Genomic DNA, 21,331 nt, shown 5'->3' on the forward strand with positions numbered 1-21,331 from the left:
GTTTCCTCTTCCGGATTCGGTGCGGGGACACGTCGCCCAGGGGTGCGGGGACATGCCGCCGGTGGAAAAAAGCGCACGTGGTGCGCGGGCTCCGGGCTTCGGTGCCCGGCCCGCCGGGTGGCGCCGCGCTCGCCCGTGGCGAAGGAGCCGTACGGGGGTGACGGCGGCCGGTGTCCGGTGCCGCTAGACGCGCTGTGCGCGCCGGCCGGTGACCTGGATCTGGTCGATGCCGCCGGTCCCGGGGTTCCGCAGGAAGCGGCCGAGGTAGACCATGCCGCCGTCGGCCAGCTCCCGCAGGGTGAAGCAGAGGCCCTCATGGACGGTGATCCGGGCGAACGGCGCCCCGTCCAGCCGCAGCGTCAGCTCGTCCCCGTCCCCCGGCCCGACCAGGTACTCGGTCTCGCCGTTGACGTAGCGGCCCAGGCAGCCGGGCGGCGCGGGGATCTTCTCCCGCGGGTCGCGGAAGGCGGAGTACGAGTAGCTGGCCACGTCCAGGCCGTGCCCCCGCAGCTCCTCCAGCAGGCTCTCCCACATCGCCATGCCGGTGTGGGCGTTCGTGGTCAGCGCGACGACGGTGCCGCCCGTCGGGTCGATGCGCAGATGGCAGGAGGTGCCGTCGGCGGTGCCGTCGTGACCGGTCCAGTGCGAGCCGTCGTCGGCGCGGTACAGCGACAGGCCGAGTCCCCAGCCGTCGGCGAGTCCGAACGGCTCGGCCCCGGGCACACCGGTCCGCATCCCGGCCAGCGCGTCCGGCTCCAGCAGTCCCGGCACGCCGTCGGCGTCGTCGGTGTGGAGCAGGCCGAAGGCCAGCAGGTCCAGGGCGCTGAGGGCGAGCGCCCCGGCCGGCGCCTCGATGGCGGGGAGCGTCTGGCGGACCGGCACCGCACGGGCCGGCGCGGTCCGGGCCGCGTGGCCGGGGACGTACGGCCGCTCCGAGGGGCCCGCGATATAGGCGGGCTCGATGTCCAGCGGCCGCAGCAGGATGCTCTCCAGCGCCTCCCGCCAGTCCATCCGCGCGGCCTGCTCGGCGAGCATGCCGATGACGGTGTAGCCGACGTTGGAGTACGAGAACGACGAGCCGAACGTCTCGATGGGCGCCATCCGGGCACAGTCGGCGAGGTAGCCGCGGCGGGTGGCGCCGGCCAGGCTGTCGGAGTCCCGGCCGGGCGGCAGCCCGGCGCTGTGGCTGAGCAGCCGGCGCAGCGTCGTGGCGGTGCCGGAACGGGTGCCCGGCACCCGCAGCTCGGTGAGCAGCTCGGACACCGGGGCGTCGAGTTCCAGGTCGCCCTCGTCGACCAGCAGCATGGCCAGCGCGGCGGTGAACGCCTTGGTGATCGAACCGACCGGGAACTTGGCGTCCCCGGTCACGGCCACGCCACCCCCGGCCTCTTCCTCGCCGAACACGAAGGAACGGGTCTCGCCCTTGTGGTGCAGGGCGAACTGCCCGCCCGGCACGCCGTGTTCACGTGCGAGCGCGGGCAGGCTCCCGCACAGCTCTTCCACGTTCATAAAATCCCCCTGCAGGCGCCGGCGGCTCACCGAAACGATGACGCCGGCCATGGCCTGCTTTCCCTGTACTGGTCCCGCGGTCGCACGGACCGAGGGCGCCCGGGGGCAGGACTAACCGGCCCCGGCGCGCCCCGTTCCCCGCGGCGGGCCTGCGAACACACCTTCGCCTCGGGACGGCCCGGCGCGCCACCTTCGTAAGCTGACGCGAAATGAGCCGGGTTGCGGCAACGGAACCAGGGGGAACACCCCGCCCGGACGGGGGACCGCGGGAAGGGTTACTCGTCGCGCAGATACGCCAGGACCGCGAGCACCCGGCGGTTGCCGTCATCGGGGGACAGTCCCAGCTTGGCGAAGATGTTGCCGATGTGCTTGGCCACCGCGCCGTCGCTGATGTTCAGCGCGTCCCGCACCATCGCGTTGGAGTAGCCGTGCGCCATCAGACCGAGCACCTCCTGTTCGCGGGCGGACAGCAGCTGGGACTGATGGCGCCGGTCGCGTTCCATCAGCATGTGCTGGACTACTTGAGGATCGATCACCATGGCTCCTGCGGCGACACGTTCGACGGCCTGGGCGAATTCACTGAGCTCGCCGATCCGGTCCTTGAGCAGATAGCCCAGACCGGCACGGCTCTGGCGGTGCGGCGTCCTGCTGGGGGTGAACAGCTCCTTGGCGTAGGCGTTCGCGACGTATTGGGAGAGCACCAGTACCGGCAGGTCCGGGTCGCTCCGGCGCAGCTGCGTCGTGGCGCGCAGCCCGTCGTCGCCGTGCCCCGGGGGCATCCGTACGTCGGTGACGACGATGTCCGGGGAACACTCCCGCACCGCCGTGATCAGGGCGTCGGCGTCCCCGACCGCACGGACCACCTCGTGGCCGAACTTGTGCAGCAGCTCGACGATCCCTTCGCGGACGAGCGCCGAGTCCTCTGCTAGGACGATACGGAGTGGCTGTGCTGGCACGGGATCTCCAGGCTGAGGGCGGTGGGACCACCGCGGGGGCTGGACAGCGTCAGTCTTCCATCGACCACCGCGACACGGTCGGCCAAGCCCTGGAGCCCGCCACCGTCGCGGAGTCGGGCTCCACCGGCGCCGTCGTCGGTGACCGTGACGGACAGCCGGCCCGCGGCCAGCCGGCCCTGCACCGTGGCGTTGGCGGCCCCGCTGTGCTTGACGACATTGGTGAGCGCCTCGCTGATGAAGAAGTAGGCGGTGGCCTCGATCTGCGCGGGCAGCCGCCCGGCCAGCTCCACGTCGACGGCGACCGGCACCCGGCAGCGGACCGCCACCTCGGACACGGCCGCGGCGATCCCGTGGTCGGTGAGGACCTGGGGGTGGATGCCGCGGATCAGGTCGCGCAGCTCGTCCAGCGCCTGCTTCGCCTCGCGCCGCGCCCGGGAGACGAGTTCGCCGCCCTTGCCGGCCGCCGGGCCCTCGGCGCCGAACTCCAGCTCCGCCAGGCCCAGCGTCATGACCAACGCCACGAGGTGCTGCTGTGCCCCGTCGTGCAGGTCCCGCTCGATGCGGCGCCGCTCGGCCTCGAAGGCATCGGCCATCCGGGCCCGCGAGCGGGTCAGCTCCACGACCCGGTCGGTCTGTTCGCCCTCCCTGGGGGCCAGCATCAGCCGGACGAACCAGGACTGCGCGGCCGCCGCCGCGGCCAGGACGTACGCGGCCACCGGCAGGGCGGCGATCCCGATGCCGGTCAGCACCAGCGCTTCGGGCTGCGCCGAGGCGAGGGCCACGTGGACCGGGGCGACGATCAGCGCGACCAGCAGACCGGCCATGGTCAGCAGCGCCAGGTCCACGAGGGAGAGCAGCACCGCGAACACCATGGCGTAGCTGAACTCCCGCCAAGTCGCGGGCTCCCGCAGCCGGGTGGTCAGCCACGGCCACAGCCCCGGCCGGGCGACGGCGCCGTGCGGACTGGCCGGCCGGTCGGTGTGCGGCCCTTCCAGCAGCCGCAGCCGGCGGCGCTCCAGCGCGGCCAGCGGTATGCCGAGGAGCGCCGAGCCCGCCAGCATGACCAGCCCGATCCCCAGTACCGACAGCAGCAGCCCGCACACCACCACACCGCCCAGCACCACGAGCGAGAGGAAGCCGAGCAGACCGGAGGAGGCGACATAGGCGAGCGAACGCCAGGGCGCGGCGGAGGTGAGGAAGCTGACCGGGCTCCGGGTCACGGCCCGCCAGGTGGGAGAGGAGCTCACCCCTCCCACGGTAGGGCCCTGCACCGGCCCTTCCGGGCGGGGCCGCCAGGCCGCTTCCCGGGCGGGGCGGGCACAGGCGGGCGCACCGCCCGGGACGGCGTCGGTGGGTGGCCGGTCCAGCGGGTTCCGCGCGGGGGTCGCGGACTGCCGGACCGGCCGGACCAGAGGGAACGGGCGGCTCATCCCACGCCCGTCGGTACCGGCTCCTGCGTGCTGGGCACATCGGCCTTCGTCACGGGGCCGCCGGCGGACCGCAGCTGGAGCAGGGTGGGTACGAGCGTGGCGAGCAGGGCGACCACCAGGCAGCCGGCCAGCACCGATCCCATCTCCAGCCACGGCACGGGGAATTCGGCGCCCTCGCCGGACTCGGACAGCGCCCGGCTCATGCCGAGCATCGTCACCCCGTCCGCGAGCACGCCCAGTACCCCGCCGACGACCACCACGGTCAGCGTCTCCCACACGACGGTGCGCAGCACCTGCCCGTGGGTCGCGCCGAGCTTGCGCATCAGCGTGATGCCCTCGGCCCGCTCACCGGCCGCCATGACCAGGGTGTTGGCGATGGCGATACCGGTGTAGAGCATCGCCATGCCGAGCAGCACCAGGACCAGGATGCGGCCCTCCTCCTGTGCCGAGGAGGCGCGCCGGGCCAGCCAGTCGTCCCGGTCGTGTGCGGCCGCGCCGTACGCGTCCGCGATCTTTCCGGCGGCGGCCGTCACGGCGGCGCGGTCCGCGCCCGGCGCCAGCGTCAGGTAGACGGCGTTCGCCATCGTGCCGGGCGCATGGCGGACCAGCGCGTCCTGCGGGAACAGCACCGCGGGCAGGCCCGCCGACGAGCTGATCACCGCGGCGACCCGCACCCGCACCTTCGTGGCGTCGGCGAGATACACCTCGACGTCGTCGCCCGCCTTCCAGCCCAGCTGTCCGGCGACCAGCTTCGTCACCGCCACGGCGTCGCCGCGCAGTCCGCCCAGCGAACCCTTGGACGCGTCCAGCCGGATGGCGCCGGACAGGTTCGCCGGATCCACCGCACCGATGCCGCTCGACATGACGTAGCTGGAACCGACGAGGAAGCCGCTGGTCTCGGAGACCGGCGAGGCGGCCCGTACGCCGCGGACCGCGGACAGTTCGCGCAGCGCGGCGGCGGGCAGGCCGGTGCCTCCGTCGGAGGCGACCACGACGTCGGCCTTCAGGTGCGCGCGGTCGTCGGCGATGGCGGTCGCCGAACTCGCGTTGGTGACACCGATGATGGAGCCGGCGACGGCCACGGTGACCAGGATGGGAGCGGCGGCCGAGGCGGTCCTGCGCACCGAGGCGCGGGCGTTGTCGCCGGCCAGCGCGCCGGTGATGTGGGTGATCGCGGCCAGCGGGAGGGTGGCCAGCAGCACCAGCGGCGGGACGAGCAGCGGGGCGAAGGCCACCATCGCCACGACCAGGATCTCGGTCAGCACCAGCGAGATCACGACGGCCCCGTCGCTGCCCGCCTGCGGCAGCATGACCAGCAGCAGCACGGACACGGCCAGGAAGAGCGAACCGACGATCCACCGGCCCGTCGTCATCACCCGGGTCTCCACCGCGGAGTCCCGCATGGTCTCGGCCGGGCGGACCTTCGCGGCCCGGCGGGAGGCGGCGAACACGCCGAGCAGCGCCACGCCGAGCCCGACGAAGAAGCTGATCAGCAGGATCGAGGGGGACGCCGGGACCTCGAAGTCCTCGGGCGCCATGCCGAAGGAGGACAGCACCGAGGCGAGCTGCCGCCCGCCGAAGATCCCGATGCCGCAGCCCGCGGCCGAGGCGACGACGCCCAGCACCGTCGACTCCGCCATGATCATGCGGCGCACCTGGGGCGGGGTGGCACCCACGGTGCGCAGCAGGGCCAGTTCCCTGCGGCGCTGGGCGATGGCGAAGGCGAAGGTGCCCGACACCACGAAGATCGAGACGAAGCCGGCGATCACCGCCATGACGGCGAGCAGGGTGGCGACGTCCCCGAGCGCCGCGGCGCGCGACGCCGCGGTCAGGTCGCCGCCCTTGTCGGCGCCGGTCCCGGCCTTGAGGGCCTTGTCGGGCAGCGCGGTACGGATCCGGTCGGCGAGCGCCGTGGCGGAGGTGCCGGGCGCGGCGAGCACGGCCACCGCGTCGGCGCGGTCCGGGTCGGCCGACAGGCGTTGTGCGGTGTCGTCGGCGAAGAAGACGGTGGCCTCGCCGGGCACCCCGTCCTTGCCGGGCGGCGCCGCGATACCGGCGACGGTCATCTGCTGCCGGCCCTGCGGGGTCACCACGGCGACCTTGCCGCCGACGGTGGCCCCGGCCCGGCCGGCCAGTGCGGCGGCGAGCACCACCTCGTGGTCACCGACGGGCTCGTGGCCCCGGGTGAGGCGGAAGGGGGTGAGCCGGGCGCTCGACCAGCCGTGGCCGACCGGGCGTTCCGCGGACTCGCCGGCGTGACCGGCCACCACCCGTGCGGGCAGCGAACGGTCGATGACGACCTGCCGTACGCCGGGCACCGTGCGGACCGCGTCGGCGGTTCGCCGCGCGTCGGCGAGGCGGTGCGGGGAGGTGGCGGTCTGGCGCTGGTCGTACGCGCCGCCCCCGGTGCCGAAGCCGACGGTGAACGACTGGGCGGCCCGCACCACCACGGCCGCGGCGTCGTAGCGTCCGGGGCTGCTGGGCTTCGACGTGCCCCGGGTGGCGTCGAGGACCTGGCCGGTACTGGCGATCAGCGCGACGCCGAGCGACAGCGCGACGAAGGTGCCGGCGAACAGCGCCCATCTGGTGCGCAGGGTCGAAAGAGCGATGGACAGCATGGGTCAGCCGCCCAGCCGTGCCATGTGCTCGCTCACCGCGGCCACCGTCGGGCCCCTCAGCTCGCCGTGCACCGCACCGTCGGACAGGAACAGCACCCGGTCCGCCCAGGAGGCGGCGACCGGGTCGTGGGTGACCATGACCACCGTCTGCCCGGCGTGGTCCACCACGGACCGCAGCAGTCCCAGCACCTCACGGCTGGTGTTGGTGTCCAGGGCGCCGGTCGGTTCGTCGGCGAACAGCACATCGGGCTGGCTGATCAGGGCGCGGGCGATGGCCACCCGCTGCTGCTGGCCGCCGGACATCTCCGCCGGCCGGTGACCGCCCCGGTTGCCCAGGCCCACCTGCTCGAGTGCGGCGTCCACCTGTGCGCGGCCGGGGTTCTGCCCGGCCAGCCGCATCGGCAGCGCCACGTTCTTGCGCGCGTTCAGCGACGGCATGAGGTTGAAGGACTGGAAGACGAAACCGATCCGCTCCCGGCGCAGCTTGGTCAGCTGCGTCTCGGTCAGCGCACTGATGTCGGTGTCGCCGATGAACACCCGGCCCGAGGTGGGGCGGTCCAGGCCTGCCGCGCACTGGAGCAGGGTGCTCTTGCCCGAGCCCGAGGGCCCCATCACCGCGGTGAACGACCCGCGGGTGAAGGCGCAGTGGACACCGCGCAGGGCAGGTACCTGGCTGTCGCCGCGGCCGTACAGCCTGGCCACCGCACTGAGTGTGACGGCCTGCTCGACGCCGACTCCGGTGACGGACACTTCTCCTCCTTGGCCGGGGGCTCCGTGCACGGTCACGTCCACGGTGTGCCACTCAGTCAAGCGGGGCGGGGCAGTGCCGCGCACGGGCGCCACATCCCGTTTTCCAGGTGGAGAAAACTCCACCCGGTGGATTCCGGGGCAGGTGTCCGGCGTGCTCGGAGAGGACGGGGCCGCGGGCGCTCGCACCGCCGGCCGGATGCCGTCCGCAGCGGATACGGATGCTCCGAGGGACCTGCTTCTTTTCGCGTCAGCTTACAGAGGTGGCGCCATGGTCTCCGTCGCACGACAGTGAGCCCCTGGAAGCAGCGGCCGTGCGGTGAAGTCGACCGGATCGTCGGCCGCTCGGGCATCGCGTGATGAATTCGCGAACCTTCACAGAAGACGGGGGCCACGGCCAACATGAGCGGCGGAATCACCGAGCACACGACCGGGCGCGGCACGGAGTACAAGAGATCCGCGGAACTGTTCAATTCGAGCATCGCCACCTGGGCGGTGAGTGCGGCCTGGGACATCGGAATCTTCCGGGCACTGGACGGGGCCGAGGCTTTCGACATTCCCGCGTACGCGGAGGAAAAGGGGCTGCACGAGCCCTCGCTGCGGGCCACAGTGCGCGCATTGACCTACGCGGACGTGGTGGAGGTCGACGGGGACCGTGTCACCCGCGGCGCCACCTTCGAGGAATTCTCCCGGTCCAAGGGACTTTTCCAGTGGCTGACGAAGGGCTACGGCTCGCTGTTCCAGCGGATGGGCGAGGTGACGCACACCGACGGGCGTGGCGGCGACTTCATCCGGCGCGACGCCACCGCCGTGAGCATCGCCTGCCGCGACGTGAACGAGGTCTTCATGGACGAGGCGTTCTTCGGCGCCCTCGCCGACCTGGAGTTCTCGGTCGCCGCCGACCTCGGCTGCGGCAGCGGGGAGCGGCTGGTACAGCTCGCCCGGCGCGACCCGACGGTGCGCTGCGTGGGCATCGACATCGCCAAGGGCGCCATCGACGTCGGCGAGAAGGCACTCGCCGAGAACGGCCTGCAGCACCGGGTCAAGCTGATCCAGGGCGATGCCCGAAAGCTCAGCCAGTACCCGGAGTTCAAGGACGTCGAGCTGATGACGTCCTATCTCATGGGTCATGATTTCTGGCCCCGGGAGGACTGTGTGGCACTGCTGCGCAGCATTCGGACCGAGCTGCCCCAGCTCAAGTATTTCCTGCTGTGCGACACCCATCGCGACACCACGAACCCGGTCTCCGAACTCCCGGTCTTCACCCTGGGTTTCGAGACGGCGCACGCGCTGATGGGCCAGTACATCCCCAGCCACGCGGAATGGGAATCGGTCTTCGAAGAGGCCGGCTGGAAGTGCACGAAGCAGCATGTGTACAGCACGCCGTCGAGCACCGTCATCTTCCAGCTGGAGCCGGTTTCCGCCTGACGCGGAAATCCGCAGAGCGAAGAGGACGACATCCCGTGCCACACACCACTGACATACCCGCACCGCTGCATCGGCTGGCGCTGAACGAAACGCCGTATCCGCCGCTTCCGGAGGTGCGCAAGGCCCTGGCGGATTCCCTTGCCGAGGTCAATCGCTATCCACAGTTCTATGCGGACGATCTGATGGACGTCGTCTCCGCATGGCGCGGTGTGCCCGTCGAATCCGTTGTCGTCGGCAGCGGCTCGGTCGGCGTGGCGCTGCAGACCCTGCAGGCGTACATCCGGGAACCCGGCGATCAAGTCCTGTACGCCTGGCGGGCGTTCGATGCGTATCCGATCATCGCCGACATGGCGGGCGCGGAACGCGTCGAGGTACCGCTGACCGCCGACGGGGAGCAGGACCTGGCGCGGATGGCCGCGGCGGTGACCGACCGGACCCGCGTAGTGATCCTCTGCAACCCGCACAACCCCACCGGCACCACGATCGGCCGCGCGGCGCTGGACACGTTCCTCGCGTCGCTCCCGGACGGTGTGCTGGTGATCCTCGACGAGGCGTACACCGAATTCGCCCGCGACGCCGACGATCTGCCGCTCGGCCTGGACCTGATGCGCGCGGGGCACCCCGTGATGAGCCTGCGCACGTTCTCCAAGGCATACGGGCTCGCCGGGCTGCGCATCGGCTACGGCATCGCCGCGCCCGAGATCGTCAAGCGGGTCCGCCCCACCTCCGTGCCGTACAGCATCGGCGAGCCGGCCCGGGCCGCCGTCGTGGCCTCCATCGGAGCCGAGGCGGACCTCGACCGGCGGATCACCACGATCAGCGCCGAACGGGCCCGGGTGCAGTCGGTGTTGCGCGCCCAGGGCTGGCGGGTCCTGGAGAGCCGGGCGAATTTCGTCTGGCTCGACGAGCCGCTGCGCGCCGGTGCGTTCCACGCGGCGTGCGCCGACCGGGGCGCGCAGGTGCGCCTCTACCCCGACGAGGGCATCCGGCTGACGATCGGCACCGCCGAGGCCAACGACGTGGTGCTGGCCGCCGCCCGGGACCTCGCCGCGGGCTGAGCCCCGGCGCCGCAGCGTTCCCTTTCCTCTCCCTTTCCCCTCAGCGCCGGACAGGCGCGCCCACTCTGCCCGCGGGACGCCGCTCCCGACGGGCCGTGATCCGGAAGGAACCACCATGGCCAACCCGTTCGAGGACGCGGACGCCGGCTACCTGGTGCTGGTCAACGACGAGGGCCAGCACTCCCTGTGGCCGGACTTCATCGAGGTCCCCGCGGGCTGGACGGCCGTCCACGGCAAGGACAGCCGTGAGGCGTGCGTCGCGTACATCAACGCCCACTGGACCGATATGCGGCCGAAGAGCCTGGTGCGGCGGACGGCGGCCTGACCGGCCGCGGGTCTTTCGCAGGACTGGAGAAGCTAGTGCACAAGCTGGTGTTGACCGCCGAGGAGCGGGAAAGCATCGACGCCCTCATCGACGACATCGTGGCCGCCGACGAGAACTGGGATCCGATGGCGGCCATGGAGCATGCCGCCGAGGCCGCGCCGTCGCTGCCCCGGCGCCTGCGCGCCTTCCTGGCACAGGCGCGCGCCGCGGAGTCGGACGTGACCATCGTGTCCGGTCTCCCGATCCACCCCGGCCTTCCCCCCACACCCGGCGGATGGGACCTCGCCGCGAAGTCCGGCGCGGGTCACCGCGAGGAAGTGGCGCTGCTGCTGTGCGGCACCGCGCTGGGAGACCCGTTCGGCTGGGAGAGCCAGCAGGACGGACGCATGGTCCACGACGTCTGTCCGGCCCCCGGCATGGAGGCCTCACTGACCAGCGCCAGCAGCGCCAAGACGCTGTCGCTGCACACCGAGGACGTCTTCCACCCGTGCCGAGCCGATTACGTCTCATTGCTTTGCTTGCGCAATCCTGACGCCGTCGGCACAACAGTCACGCGGGTCGGTTCTCTGGATATCCCGGCTCCCTTGCGCGACACACTAAGGGAATCCAGATTCCGCTTTTACCCGGACGACTCCCATACCGGGACTTCGCATTCCGCGGGCGCGGCAGGCGGTGCCGGCAACCCGTCGGACGGGACGACCGGGCCGGTACTCTTCGGACCCGAGCGCGCTCCCTATCTGCGGTTCGACATCGACTTCATGTCGGGAGAGGACGCGACGGCCGCCGACGCCATCACCGCCACTCAGGAAATCCTGAGCAACGCGGCGGACCGGGTCGCCCTCGAACCGGGCGACGCGGTATTCATCGACAATTACCAGGTGGTGCACGGACGCGAGCCTTTTGCCGCACGCTATGACGGCAAGGACCGCTGGCTGAAGCGCCTCAACATCAGCCGGGACATCCGCCGGCTGTACGCGGGCGGCACGAACCGCTCCCGGATCGTTCCTGCCTGAGGGACCGCGTACTGCGCGTCGGCGGCCGGCCCGTGTGGGCCGGCCGCCGACGCGCACTTGACCGGCGGCACCCGCTGCCGCCGGTCAGCCGTGGTCCGCCGTCACGGGCACAGCGCGGGTTCGGGCAGCGGGCCGCGCAGCCAGTCACCGGCCGGCTCGTCCGCACCGGTCACCCCTTGGCTCCGCAGCAGCGCCCGCCCCAGCGGGGTGAGTTCGTGCAGCGCCGTGTTGCGGTCGCGGTGGGTGGCGATCAGCCCGGCGCCGCGGAGTACGGCGGTGTGCTGACTGGCACCGGGCGCCGAGATGCCGAGCCGACGGGCGAGCTCCCCCATGGTCCGGCTGACGACCAGGGCCTCCAGCGCACTCGCCCGGGTGGCGCCGACCAGCGCCGCGAGGGCATGTCCCTCGTCCTCCGGCTCCGCCCAGAAGGCCTCCGGGTCGGACACCGGTCCGGTCGGGAGCAGCAGCGGCGACTGCCCGTGAGGATCGGCCACGTCCAGCAGATGACCCTGCCGCTGCGGCAGGAACAGCGAGGGGACGAGCAGCAGCCCCCGGCCGTCGAGCCGCACGTCGCCATCGCGTTCGTGCGGCAGCTCCAGCACCGGCGTCGACCAATGGCCGCCGCCCAGCACGTTGGACAGCAGATGCTCGACGCCACCGACGGCCAGCATCCGCTCCAGCGCGGCCTGCTCCGTCTGCACATGACTGCGGATGCGCGCCCAGTACGGCGCCACGGCGATCTGCCAGAACTCGTGCACGGCGTCCGCCAGCCGCTCCGCCGTCTCCCCGATGCGCACGAGCGCGATCCGGGCCTCCTGGGCGTTGCCCTGCAACAGCCTCAGCAGCAGACCGGGAGACGGAAACAATTCCGGCAGCTTTTTGAGCAGTACCAGTTTCCTGCCCAGCTTCGGATATACCTTCAGCCGCCATTCGGCCAGCCCCGGAGACCCGGGACTCACCAGCGACCGCAGCGCAAAATACGTTTCCACATGCGGCGCCACCGTCGCATTCACTCGTAATCTTAACAGGTCGTCAAGTGTGAAGTGGATGCGTTGCGAGGAGACACCCGAGGTACTTCGTCGAGCATTCATGGAATCACTGCCTCCCGCACCTGCCCGCCGAGGCTTCGGTGCATCCCCCGGCTGCACAAGCGCACATGGGGCTGCCCTGGGAGGTCACCCCATAAATGCATTGACCTGCGCATAGAAGTGTGTTCCGTCGCCCCGTTCCGGAACCCCCCGTTTGTCGAACATTATGGGCAGGCTAACTCATGCCGATGGGTAGCGCTACCTCCACCTGGCGGGTGAGCTAAATCAAATTTGCAAACCGAAACTCTTCCGGCTTTCGTCCCCTTCTCCGCACTCCTGCGGCCGCGCCGCCTCCCCCGCTGCGGCGGGTGTCGCCGGGCGCCCCGGCCGCCACCCACGGACCGGCTCGGGCACCTCCTCCCCCACCACACCCGGGCACCTGACCGGAACCCCACCGTCCACCGATCCCGGACACGACGGGAGGCCCGCGGCTTCCCGGAGGGCGACGGCGCACGCGGGGCTGTTTGCTACCGGGAGCCGGTGGACGGTGCGCCGCTGTTCGGCGCACGCGGTGAAGGGAGAGCCGTCTCCTCGGTGCGCACTGCGGTGCCCGGACGGTATGTCGTCCACCGCATCACGCACCCGTGTGGCGAGCCCGGCGCGATGGCAGCGCGATCGAGATCGGGCCGACGGACCTCTCCGCGGGTCGCCAGGGGCACCCATGCCCGGTCGCCCGGACGGCCACCATGCGCGGAGGCGCGCGGGGTGCACCGTGCGTGCCCGTGCCCCCGCGACGGCCGCCGAGCGTTTTCTTCGCGGTCCCGGAACGGGGCCGGTGCCGGTCAGAGGCGGCGCAGCCGTGCGGCTATGCCGTGCCCGACCAGCAGATAGATCACGGCGGGGAGGCCGTAATTGAGGAAGACCCGAAGGCCTTCCGTATCCATGGTGAAGATGTCCTGCGACCACCAGCCCAGAAAGTCCGCCATGCCCTGCACGAACCCGACGAAGACATTCGCCCGGTTTGCTTCGAGCAGGTAGAGCAGGATCCACAGGCCCAGGAAAACGGCGGCGATGTCGGCGATCGTATGAATGATCAGGGCCGTTCGCCGGGCGGCGGATCCGTCCCGGCGACGCTCGAAGTGGTGGGGGCCGCCCTGGGGGTGGTGGTCGTAGGGCTGGTTTCCCGGCATGGGTTCGGTGTTGCTCACTGGCTTCCCAATCTGACGCGCGACGAGGCCTTGACGGCGAGGGGGACACGGCCGGGCATTTCCGTTTCCTCCTCCCGCAGGGGCATTTCTTCCGTGGCCGCATACGGGTCGCTGGGCACACCCGCATTCCGCTCTGCGCCATGAGTGCGCCCTTGCGTTACCCGGCCGCCGCAATGCTTCTGCTCGACAACTCTGCGCATTCTCCACACAGAATGGGCACACGCACGCCGCCTGCTCGCACTTCACGGGGTGAACGCCCGCCTCGCCGGTTGATATGTCCTTCGAGTGACCACGCCGGCTCCCACTACAAGTCCCGGCTCCCGAAAGGTACGTGAAGGAGTTGTCACCGTCCGGTCGAAAATCCCGCTCGCCGACATGCCGCGATACCGAAGCGTCTGCAGAAATTTCGGGCGGATCGAGGTGGCCGGGCCTTCGTGGACGTGGTTTGATCCGCGTCAATCGGAAGTTGCAGCTCCACTTCCACAGGGGAGTCGCACCTCCACTTCCGGGTGTCGGACGGCCGTCGAACCGGTTGCCTCGGTTCGTCGCCGGGCCGCTCGATACGCCTCAGGATCACCGCAATAAACGAAAGGGAAGGACCTGCCATGCGTAAGGACGCCATGCCCCAGAACGAGACTCGCGAGATCGCCGACAGCGACCTGGAGAATGTCTCCGGCGGAATTCTCGGCACCGACAACCTCACCGGCGGTGCCACCTCCGCACTCCCCGGCCTGCCCGCCCTGCCCTCGCTGGGCGGCTCGGTCTCGGGCGGCCTGAGCGGCCAGGTCGGCCCCGTCTCCGGCAACGCGGGCTTCGCCGGCGGCGTCGCCCTCTGAGACTCCGCGCACCAGCAACCCCCTGGTCCGCGTAACCCGCCCTACCGGCCCCCTCCATGTTCCGGTACGGCCGCCATGGACCCCGGCACACCGTTCCGGGGTCCATGGCCATCCATGCGCGCGTTATCCGCGTTGTGGCCCCGCCCCGGACACGGTGGAAAGAGACACGGCCGGGCGGTGACCGGGCCACGCAGTGCGGGCCGCACATTCCACCGCAAGGCGGCGGCAAAGGGGCCTGAAGCCTGCGGAGCATTACTTTCCAGCACGGCGTGAGCGCCGCGTCGACGGCCGTGTGCAGATGTCCGCCCACGCTGCGGCCCGGCCATGACGGGATGCGTCCGTGCATATCCGGAATGGTGTCTGCCACTGGTGGAGAATCTGCACCGAAGCGTCACACGGTCTTCGCTTCGCCCTCCGGGGGTGCCGTTAGCGTTACAGCCCGCTCGATCCCGCGTGCGAACTTGATCAGGTCGCCGGCGTCCTTGGCGGCGCAGTCAGCACAGAAAGATCGCAGATGGACTACTGCTCGTCGTGCCGCCGCAATCTCAACGGGGCCCTCGTGTGCCCGGGATGTGGGGATTACGCCCCGGACATCGCCCCGCCCTCCCACCGTCGGGAGCGCGCGATGTCCACTGCCGCACGGTGGGAGGCCTTGCGTGCGGAGGAGGCCGCCGCGGGGCGTCGCCAGGGCGCTCACCAGCACACCCTCACTCAGCCCTTCGAGGCCTCGGTGTTCGGGAGCGGTGCGGCTGCCGAGGACGTGCCGGTGGATGCGGCGGGCGACGGGTCGTCCGACGGCACCGCCGGGGCCGCCGCTGGTACGGGGCAGGGCCGCGCGGCTCGGCGCCGGCAGCTGGCGCGTTGGAAGAAGCACCGTCGACGGGCCGCGGCCGCTACGGCCTTTGCCCTGGTCGGCGGAGGCCTGACCGTCTCACTGCTGCAGAACAAGCCGTCCGCCGGCCATGCGCAAGCGGCCTCGTCGCCGGAGCCGGGGAGCGTGGGCACGCCGCGGACCGAGTCCGCCGCCTCGTCGTCGGAGCAGCCGGACGCCAAGGCTGCACGGCACCCCGACGCCCACCCGCACAGGTCGGCCGTCCGGCCGGACAGTGCCCCCGCCACGCCGTCCGCGGCCACGACGCCCCGACAGCCGCACCACGACGCCCCGGCGCACCCCCATGCGGCCCCGGACCCGACGCGGCACAGCACCACGCCCGGCTCGTCCGGGCCGGCGCACACCGGCCACACCGACGCCGCCACACCGGCGCCGTCCGCCCCCGCGTCCACCGGACACTCGCACGACGCGGTGACGTCACCGTCGGACAGCGCGCCGGCCACGTCACCCGCGCCGAGCACCCCGACGGCGCCGGCCGCCGAACCGACCTCGCCCGGTCATGTGTGTCTGCTGGGACTGGTGTGCGTCGACTGAGGGCGTCGACCGAGGCCTGAGGGCTGCGAGGAGCGCTTCCCGACGGACGCCCCGTCCTCCTGGGGCCGGGCGTCCGTCCTCACGCGCCGTCGTGGGCGCGCCTGGTGGCGGGGTACTCCGGGCCGGTCGGGCGCGACCGCGGGACGTCGCGGCGCGGGCGGGTGCGGGACTTGAGCACCTGGGCGCCGATGGCGAGGGGGACGCCCAGGAGCAGGACGTAGAACACGCCGATCTTGCGCAGGTCGTCGAGGAAGAACCAGACCGAGGTCAGCGCGGTGAACCAGAAGGCCACCAGGGCGAATCCGCCGGTGCCTTCGTCGCGGTAGCCGGCGGTCAGGCAGAGTGCGGCGACGACGCCCAGGACCAGGGCGATGACGACGTAGTGCGTCTCCCAGCCGACGTTGGCGCGGGCGAGCTCGGACCAGGTGGCCACAGCCTCCGCCACCGGGCCCCAGGCCACCGCACAGGCGAGCCGTGCCGACCACAGCAGGAGCACCGCGCCGGCGACCGCGGCGAGCAGGGCGACCCGGGAGAACTGGCCGGCCTCGATCATGTCGGTCCGGGATATCACCAGGGACAGGAGGCAGCCGAGCAGGGCGACCGCGCCCTCGGCCGTCGGGCGGAAGACCACCCGCGCCGGTCTCCGGCGGGCGGGCTCTGCCGCTTCCCGTCCGCTGCCCGGGGCCGCGGGGGAACTGCCCGCCGCCCCCGCAGCGGCAGGCTGCCCGGCGGCGGGGCCGGAGGTGACCGGGCCGGACGTGGCGGGATCGGGCATGCCGGGGCCGGGCAGCGCCGAGCCGAATGCGGCCGGGCGGGGTGCGGCAGGGTCGAGCGTGGTGGGAGTGCGGGCGGGGGGTGCCGGTGCCGTGGGGCGGGAGGCCTCGTCGAGGGCCCGGTGCATCGCGGAGGCCTGCGCGAAGCGGTCCTCCCGGTCCTTGCGCAGCGCCCGGACGATCACCGCGTCGAGGGCGGGCGGCAGCTCCGGGCGGAGCTGCGAGGGGGGCACCGGTTCCGCGGCCAGATGCTGGTGCATGACGGAGAAGGGGGAGTCGCCGGTGTACGGGGGACGGCCCGTCAGCAGCTCGTAGAGCAGACAGCCCACGGCGTAGAGGTCCGTACGGTGGTCGGTCGCACCGCCGTTGATCTGTTCCGGGGCCAGATAGGCGGGGGTACCGACCGCCACGCCCGTGCCGGTCAGCCGGGTGGCCATCTCGCTGAGCGCCTTGGCGATACCGAAGTCGACGACCTTGACCCGGCCCGTGCCGGTGAGCATGACGTTCGCGGGTTTGATGTCCCGGTGCACGATGGCGTGCCCGTGGCTGTGTTCCAGGGCCTCCAGCACCTGGCCCGTGATGCCGACCGCCTGCGCGACCGGCAGCGAGCCGTCCTTGAGGACGTGGCCGAGGGTTCTGCCCTCGACGTACTCCATGACCAGATACGGTTCCGCGGCTCCGCCCTCGGCGTCCTCGCCCACGTCATGAACGGTGGCCACGCCGGGGTGGTTGAGCGCGGCGGCGGCGCGCGCCTCCCGCTGGAAGCGGGTGAGGAACTCGGGCTGCAGCGCCAGTTCGGCGGCGAGGGTCTTCACGGCGACGGTACGGCGCAACCGGTGGTCGACCGCCCGGTACACCGTGCCCATCCCGCCGTGCCCGAGCCGCTCCACCAGCTCGTACCGCCGGCCCAACATCCTGTGCTCCACCGGGTTCCTCCAGGGACCGTCGACGCCACCACGTACGCGGGAAGACGTACAGGAGTGCGGACGGGTTCCTCCGCGAGCGGCCGCCGCGGCCGTCCCGGCGGCGGCCGCGGCGGCTGCCCGCCGGCGTTCCGGGCTACACCTCGCCCCAGGTGACGGGGAGCCGGTGCACCCCGTAGATATTCATGCCGTCCCGCAGGGGCACGTCCTCGGGCGGGACCGCCAGCCGCAGCGTCGGGAAGCGGGTGAACAGCGCCGGGAAGGCGACCTGCATCTCGACGCGGGCCAACTGCTGGCCCAGGCACTGGTGGATGCCGTGGCCGAACGCCAGGTGCCCGGTGACCTTGCGGTGCAGATCGAGGGTGTCGGGGTCGGGGAACCGTTCCGGGTCGCGGTCGGCGGCCTCGATCGAGAGGGTCACCGTCTCGCCCTTCTTGATGAGCTGGCCCTCCAGCTCGACGTCCTCCAGCGCCGACCGCGCCCCGGTGTGGGCGATGCTCAGGTAGCGCAGCAGCTCCTCGACCGCCTGCGGGGCGAGGCCCGGATCGGCGCGCAGGGCGGCGAGCTGGTCCGGGTGCGACAGCAGCGCGAAGGCGCCGAGCGCGAGCATGTTGGCGGTGGTGTCGAGGCCGGCGGCGAGCAGGAAGACCCCGATGCCGGCGAGTTCCTCGTCGGTGAGGTCGGTGGTCGTGAGGTCGCTGAGCAGGTCGTCGGTGGGTTTTGCGCGCTTGGCCGTCACCAGCGCGGCCAGGGTCTCCTGCAGCGCGGTCATGGCGGCGAACACCTCGTCCTGGGTGGCGCTCCGGGTCATGATCGTCGCCGTATGGCGCTGGAAGACCTCCCGGTCGGCAGACGGGACACCGAGGAGTTCGCAGATCATCAGCGCGGGGAGGGGCTGGGCGTACGCCTCCACCAGGTCCAGCGTCGGTCCCCGGCGCTCCATGGCGTCCAGCTGCTCGGCGGTGATCTCCTCGACGCGGGCGGTGAGTCCGCGCATCCGGCGGACGGTGAACTTGCCCATGAGCAGCCGCCGGTAGCGGGTGTGCTCGGGGGCGTCGAGCCCGGTGAGGTCACCGACCGGTGCCGGGGGCAGGGCGCCGGTGTGGCCGCTCTCGAAGGGGTTGTGCAGGAGCTCGTAGCGTGAGCTGAAGCGCGGGTCGGCGTGTATCGCACGGACCGCCGAGTAGCCGGTGGCCAGCCAGCCCAGGTGCCCGTCCGGGTAGCGCATCCGGGTGAGCGGCCGCTGCGCGCGCAGCTCCGCCAGCTCGGCGGGCGGGTCGAAGGGGCAGCCCGCGGAGCGGGCGGTCGGCAGCTTGACGGGGGCGGAGAGCGACGACGCTGCTTCCTGCCTCTCCTTCTCGGGCACGGGGGTCCTGCCGGTCGGCTCGAAGGCGGCGGCGGCCGCCGCGGAGCCGGGGGCGTGGGGAGCCGGGGTCGACGATTCGGGGTGCATGGGTGTTCCTCCTGGGCGAAGTGCCGGCTGCGGGCTGCGGGCTGCGGGCTGCGGGCTGCGGGCTGCGGGCTGCGGGCTGCGGAGCGGAAAGCCGGTGCGCGGGCTCGAATACGGGCCGGCCCCGATCAACGCGTGGCGCCACGGCGGAAGGCCGCCCGTGCCCACAGGTAGCCGGTCAGAGCGAGGGCGACGCCCCATGCCAGGGCGATGACACCGTTGTTGCCGATCTCGGTGCCCAGCAGGAGGCCGCGGAGCGTCTCGTTGAGGGGCGTGAAGGGCTGGTACTCGGCGAACCAGCGCAGCCCGGCCGGCATGGAGTCGGGGGTGACGACGGCGCTGCCGAGGAAGGGCAGGAAGGTGAGCGGCATGGGGGCGTTGCTCGCGGACTCGACGGTTTTGGCCACCATGCCCATCGCGGCGGCCAGCCAGGTGAGGGCGAAGGCGAGCAGGGCGAGGAGACCGAGGGCGGCGAGCCACTCGGCGGGGGTGGCGTGCGGCCGGAAGCCGACCGCCAGCGCGACGGCGACGACCAGGATCAGGCTGACCATGGTCTGGATGACGCTGCCGACCACATGGCCCGTCAGCACGGAGGCACGGGAGATCGCCATGGTGCGGAAGCGGTTGATGATGCCTTCGGTCATGTCGGTGGAGACGGACACCGCCGTCGAGATGGCACCGGAGGTCACAGCCATCAGGATGATGCCCGGGACGACGTAGTCGACGTACGCGCCGCGGTCGTTCGCCGCGCCCGGCAGGCCGATGCCGGTGCCGAGCGCGCCGCCGAAGACGAAGACGAAGAGCAGCAGCATCACGATCGGCATGGCGACGACCTGCAGCGTCAGGGACGGGTAGCGCCGGGCGTGCTTGAGGTTGCGGCGCAACATCGTCATCGAGTCGCGCATCGCGTACGAGGAAGTGCTCATCGGGCGTTCCTTTCCGGGGAGTTGACCGCGGTAACGGGCTGCGGGGAGCGGCCCGTCAGGGTGAGGAAGACCTCGTCGAGGCCGGGGGTGTGCACGGTGAGCGCCTCGGCGCGGACCGACGCCCGGTCGAGGGTGTCGAGCACGGCGCGCAGGGCCGGGATGCCGCCGTCACCGGGGATGTCCAGGGTGAGCGCTTCGTCGTCGCGCGTGGCGCGGGTGAAGAGGGCGGCGGCCGCGTCGAGTTCGTGCGCGTCGGCGAGCCGGAGGCGGATATGGCCGCCGGGGATCTGCCGCTTCAGCTCGTCCGCGGTGCCTTCGGCGACCAGCTTCCCGTGGTCCAGGACGGCGATGCGGTCGGCGAGCTGGTCGGCTTCCTCCAGGTACTGCGTCGTCAGGAAGACGGTGACGCCGTCGTCGGCGACCAGACGGCGGATGATCTCCCACATGGTGCGCCGGCTGCGCGGGTCGAGCCCGGTGGTCGGCTCGTCGAGGAAGATCAGGCGCGGGTCGCCGACCAGCGTCATCGCGAGGTCGAGCTTGCGCCGCATACCGCCCGAGAAGGTCGCGACGGGTTTGGTGGCCGCCTCGGTCAACTCGAAGCGGTGCAGGAGTTCGGTGGCGCGCCGGCGGCCTTCGCTGCGGCTCAGATGGTGCAGGTCCGCCATGAGGAGCAGGTTCTCCCGGGCGTTGAGCAGGTTGTCCACCGCCGAGAACTGGCCGGTGACGCCGATGGCGGCGCGTACGGCGTCGGCCTCGCGGACCAGGTCGTGGCCCGCCACCCGGGCCCGTCCCGCGCTTGCCGGGATGAGGGTGGAGAGGATCTGCACGGTGGTGGTCTTGCCCGCGCCATTGGGCCCGAGCAGGGCGAAGACCGTGCCCTCGGGGATGCGCAGGTCGATGCCGTCGAGCACGACCTTGTCGCCGTAGGACTTGGCCAGCCCGTCCGCGGTGATCGCCGCGGCGGAGCGGACCGGAAGAGTTTGCATGATCATGACAGTTCCTGTCTCGAAGGGGTGTGCTGCGGCGGGCCGGGAGGGGCCGGCGACCTGTCAGGAGCGGCGGACGACGATGTCGCCGATGCCGGCGCGGTGCCCGACGTCGTGCCCGGCGTGGCGCCCGTCAGCGGATCCAGCCGGAGTGCCCCGGCCGGCCGCGGCGGCGGTCATGACCGGAGGGGCGGGAGTGCTCGCCCGGTTCCAGGGCGCCGGTGACGGCCCGCAACAGCCAGGCGTTGACCGAGAGGCTCTCGTGGCCCGCGGCGTCCTCGACCCGGGTCTTGAGAGGGGCCGGCAGACGGAAGTTGATCCGCGCGGTGCCGCCCTCGTCGCCGTCCGCGGGAACGGCGGGCACCGGCGCCCGGCCGCCGCTGGGTGCGCCGTCGGACGTCTTGGCCACGCCGTACGCCTCCCGGGCCGGCGACGGCGTCACCACGAACTCGGGGTCGAGCCCGCGCAGTCGTACGTCGACCGAGCCCGGCGCCAGCTCGCGGGTTATCTCGGCCATGGCGGAGGACAGGGCGTCGAGCAGGGTCAGCCGGGTGGCCGACTCCAGGGGTGTGGTGAGCCGTTCGGCCAGGGCGCGGGCTTCGTCGCCGCCCGCGTCCGCGGCGACCGCGAGCTCGTGCCGGAGGTGGTCGACGTACGGCGTGAGGTCCATGTCCGCCATAATGGCACCACT

18 protein-coding genes are annotated in these 21,331 nt (G+C 72.0%); 6 read left to right on the forward strand and 12 right to left on the reverse strand.

Annotated elements, in window-relative coordinates:
• Nucleotides 1-183: 183 nt before the first annotated feature.
• The 5 genes from Scani_RS35260 to Scani_RS35280 form a co-directional block, all read right to left on the reverse strand.
• Nucleotides 184-1,509 (reverse strand): serine hydrolase domain-containing protein, encoded by a 1,326-nt coding sequence (locus tag Scani_RS35260; protein WP_159481736.1) that lies wholly within the window; start codon nt 1,507-1,509, stop codon nt 184-186.
• Nucleotides 1,510-1,784: 275 nt separating this feature from the next.
• Nucleotides 1,785-2,465, reverse strand: a complete 681-nt coding sequence (locus tag Scani_RS41410; protein WP_159481737.1) for a response regulator transcription factor — start codon at nt 2,463-2,465, stop codon at nt 1,785-1,787.
• Nucleotides 2,435-3,712 (reverse strand): sensor histidine kinase, encoded by a 1,278-nt coding sequence (locus Scani_RS41415; protein WP_246296327.1) that lies wholly within the window; start codon nt 3,710-3,712, stop codon nt 2,435-2,437. The genes Scani_RS41410 and Scani_RS41415 overlap by 31 nt, the downstream gene beginning before the upstream one ends.
• Before the next feature lie 179 nt (nt 3,713-3,891).
• Complete coding sequence (locus Scani_RS35275) at nt 3,892-6,513, reverse strand: ABC transporter permease (RefSeq protein WP_159481739.1); 2,622 nt, start codon at nt 6,511-6,513, stop codon at nt 3,892-3,894.
• A 3-nt stretch (nt 6,514-6,516) separates the two neighbouring features.
• Nucleotides 6,517-7,263, reverse strand: a complete 747-nt coding sequence (locus Scani_RS35280; RefSeq protein ID WP_159481740.1) for an ABC transporter ATP-binding protein — start codon at nt 7,261-7,263, stop codon at nt 6,517-6,519.
• Nucleotides 7,264-7,662: 399 nt separating this feature from the next.
• Between Scani_RS35280 and Scani_RS35285 the strand changes: the two genes are divergently transcribed.
• The 4 genes from Scani_RS35285 (at nt 7,663) to Scani_RS35300 (ending at nt 11,084) form a co-directional block, all read left to right on the forward strand.
• Nucleotides 7,663-8,688 carry a class I SAM-dependent methyltransferase gene (locus Scani_RS35285; protein ID WP_159481741.1) on the forward strand — a complete coding sequence of 342 codons (1,026 nt, stop codon included), beginning with the start codon at nt 7,663-7,665 and terminating at the stop codon, nt 8,686-8,688.
• 35 nt (nt 8,689-8,723) lie between these two features.
• On the forward strand, nt 8,724-9,746 hold the full coding sequence (locus Scani_RS35290) for a histidinol-phosphate transaminase (RefSeq protein ID WP_159481742.1): 1,023 nt from the start codon (nt 8,724-8,726) through the stop codon (nt 9,744-9,746).
• Nucleotides 9,747-9,861: 115 nt separating this feature from the next.
• Complete coding sequence (locus tag Scani_RS35295; RefSeq protein WP_159481743.1) at nt 9,862-10,071, forward strand: MbtH family protein; 210 nt, start codon at nt 9,862-9,864, stop codon at nt 10,069-10,071.
• Nucleotides 10,072-10,106: 35 nt separating this feature from the next.
• The gene (locus tag Scani_RS35300) at nt 10,107-11,084 is read left to right on the forward strand and encodes a TauD/TfdA family dioxygenase (protein ID WP_159481744.1); all 978 of its coding nucleotides are present in this window, start codon (nt 10,107-10,109) and stop codon (nt 11,082-11,084) included.
• A 101-nt stretch (nt 11,085-11,185) separates the two neighbouring features.
• On the opposite strand, the gene Scani_RS35305 is transcribed toward Scani_RS35300, so the two are convergent.
• Both Scani_RS35305 and Scani_RS35310 read right to left on the reverse strand, forming a co-directional pair.
• Complete coding sequence (locus tag Scani_RS35305; protein ID WP_159481745.1) at nt 11,186-12,073, reverse strand: ArsR/SmtB family transcription factor; 888 nt, start codon at nt 12,071-12,073, stop codon at nt 11,186-11,188.
• An 881-nt stretch (nt 12,074-12,954) separates the two neighbouring features.
• Entirely contained in the window at nt 12,955-13,320 is a 366-nt protein-coding gene (locus Scani_RS35310; RefSeq protein WP_246296328.1) for a hypothetical protein, read from the reverse strand.
• 605 nt (nt 13,321-13,925) lie between these two features.
• Here Scani_RS35310 and Scani_RS35315 point away from each other — a divergent pair.
• Both Scani_RS35315 and Scani_RS35320 read left to right on the forward strand, forming a co-directional pair.
• A complete protein-coding gene (locus tag Scani_RS35315) occupies nt 13,926-14,156 on the forward strand; it encodes a type A2 lantipeptide (protein WP_159481746.1) in 231 nt (76 codons plus the stop codon).
• Between the two features lie 514 nt (nt 14,157-14,670).
• The gene (locus Scani_RS35320) at nt 14,671-15,582 is read left to right on the forward strand and encodes an SCO2400 family protein (protein WP_425577484.1); all 912 of its coding nucleotides are present in this window, start codon (nt 14,671-14,673) and stop codon (nt 15,580-15,582) included.
• 79 nt (nt 15,583-15,661) lie between these two features.
• Here the strand turns inward: Scani_RS35320 and Scani_RS35325 are convergent, their stop codons facing one another.
• From Scani_RS35325 to Scani_RS35350, 5 genes are all read right to left on the reverse strand, one after another.
• Complete coding sequence (locus Scani_RS35325; RefSeq protein ID WP_159481748.1) at nt 15,662-17,269, reverse strand: protein kinase domain-containing protein; 1,608 nt, start codon at nt 17,267-17,269, stop codon at nt 15,662-15,664.
• Between the two features lie 145 nt (nt 17,270-17,414).
• A complete protein-coding gene (locus Scani_RS35330; RefSeq protein ID WP_159481749.1) occupies nt 17,415-18,731 on the reverse strand; it encodes a cytochrome P450 in 1,317 nt (438 codons plus the stop codon).
• Between the two features lie 125 nt (nt 18,732-18,856).
• Nucleotides 18,857-19,654, reverse strand: a complete 798-nt coding sequence (locus Scani_RS35340; RefSeq protein ID WP_159481751.1) for an ABC transporter permease — start codon at nt 19,652-19,654, stop codon at nt 18,857-18,859.
• Nucleotides 19,651-20,646 carry an ATP-binding cassette domain-containing protein gene (locus Scani_RS35345; RefSeq protein WP_218039215.1) on the reverse strand — a complete coding sequence of 332 codons (996 nt, stop codon included), beginning with the start codon at nt 20,644-20,646 and terminating at the stop codon, nt 19,651-19,653. The genes Scani_RS35340 and Scani_RS35345 overlap by 4 nt, the downstream gene beginning before the upstream one ends.
• Nucleotides 20,647-20,773: 127 nt before the next feature.
• On the reverse strand, nt 20,774-21,310 hold the full coding sequence (locus Scani_RS35350; protein WP_159481752.1) for a hypothetical protein: 537 nt from the start codon (nt 21,308-21,310) through the stop codon (nt 20,774-20,776).
• Between the last annotated feature and the right edge of the window lie 21 nt (nt 21,311-21,331).

Source organism: Streptomyces caniferus (assembly GCF_009811555.1).
Lineage (GTDB): Bacteria > Actinomycetota > Actinomycetes > Streptomycetales > Streptomycetaceae > Streptomyces > Streptomyces caniferus.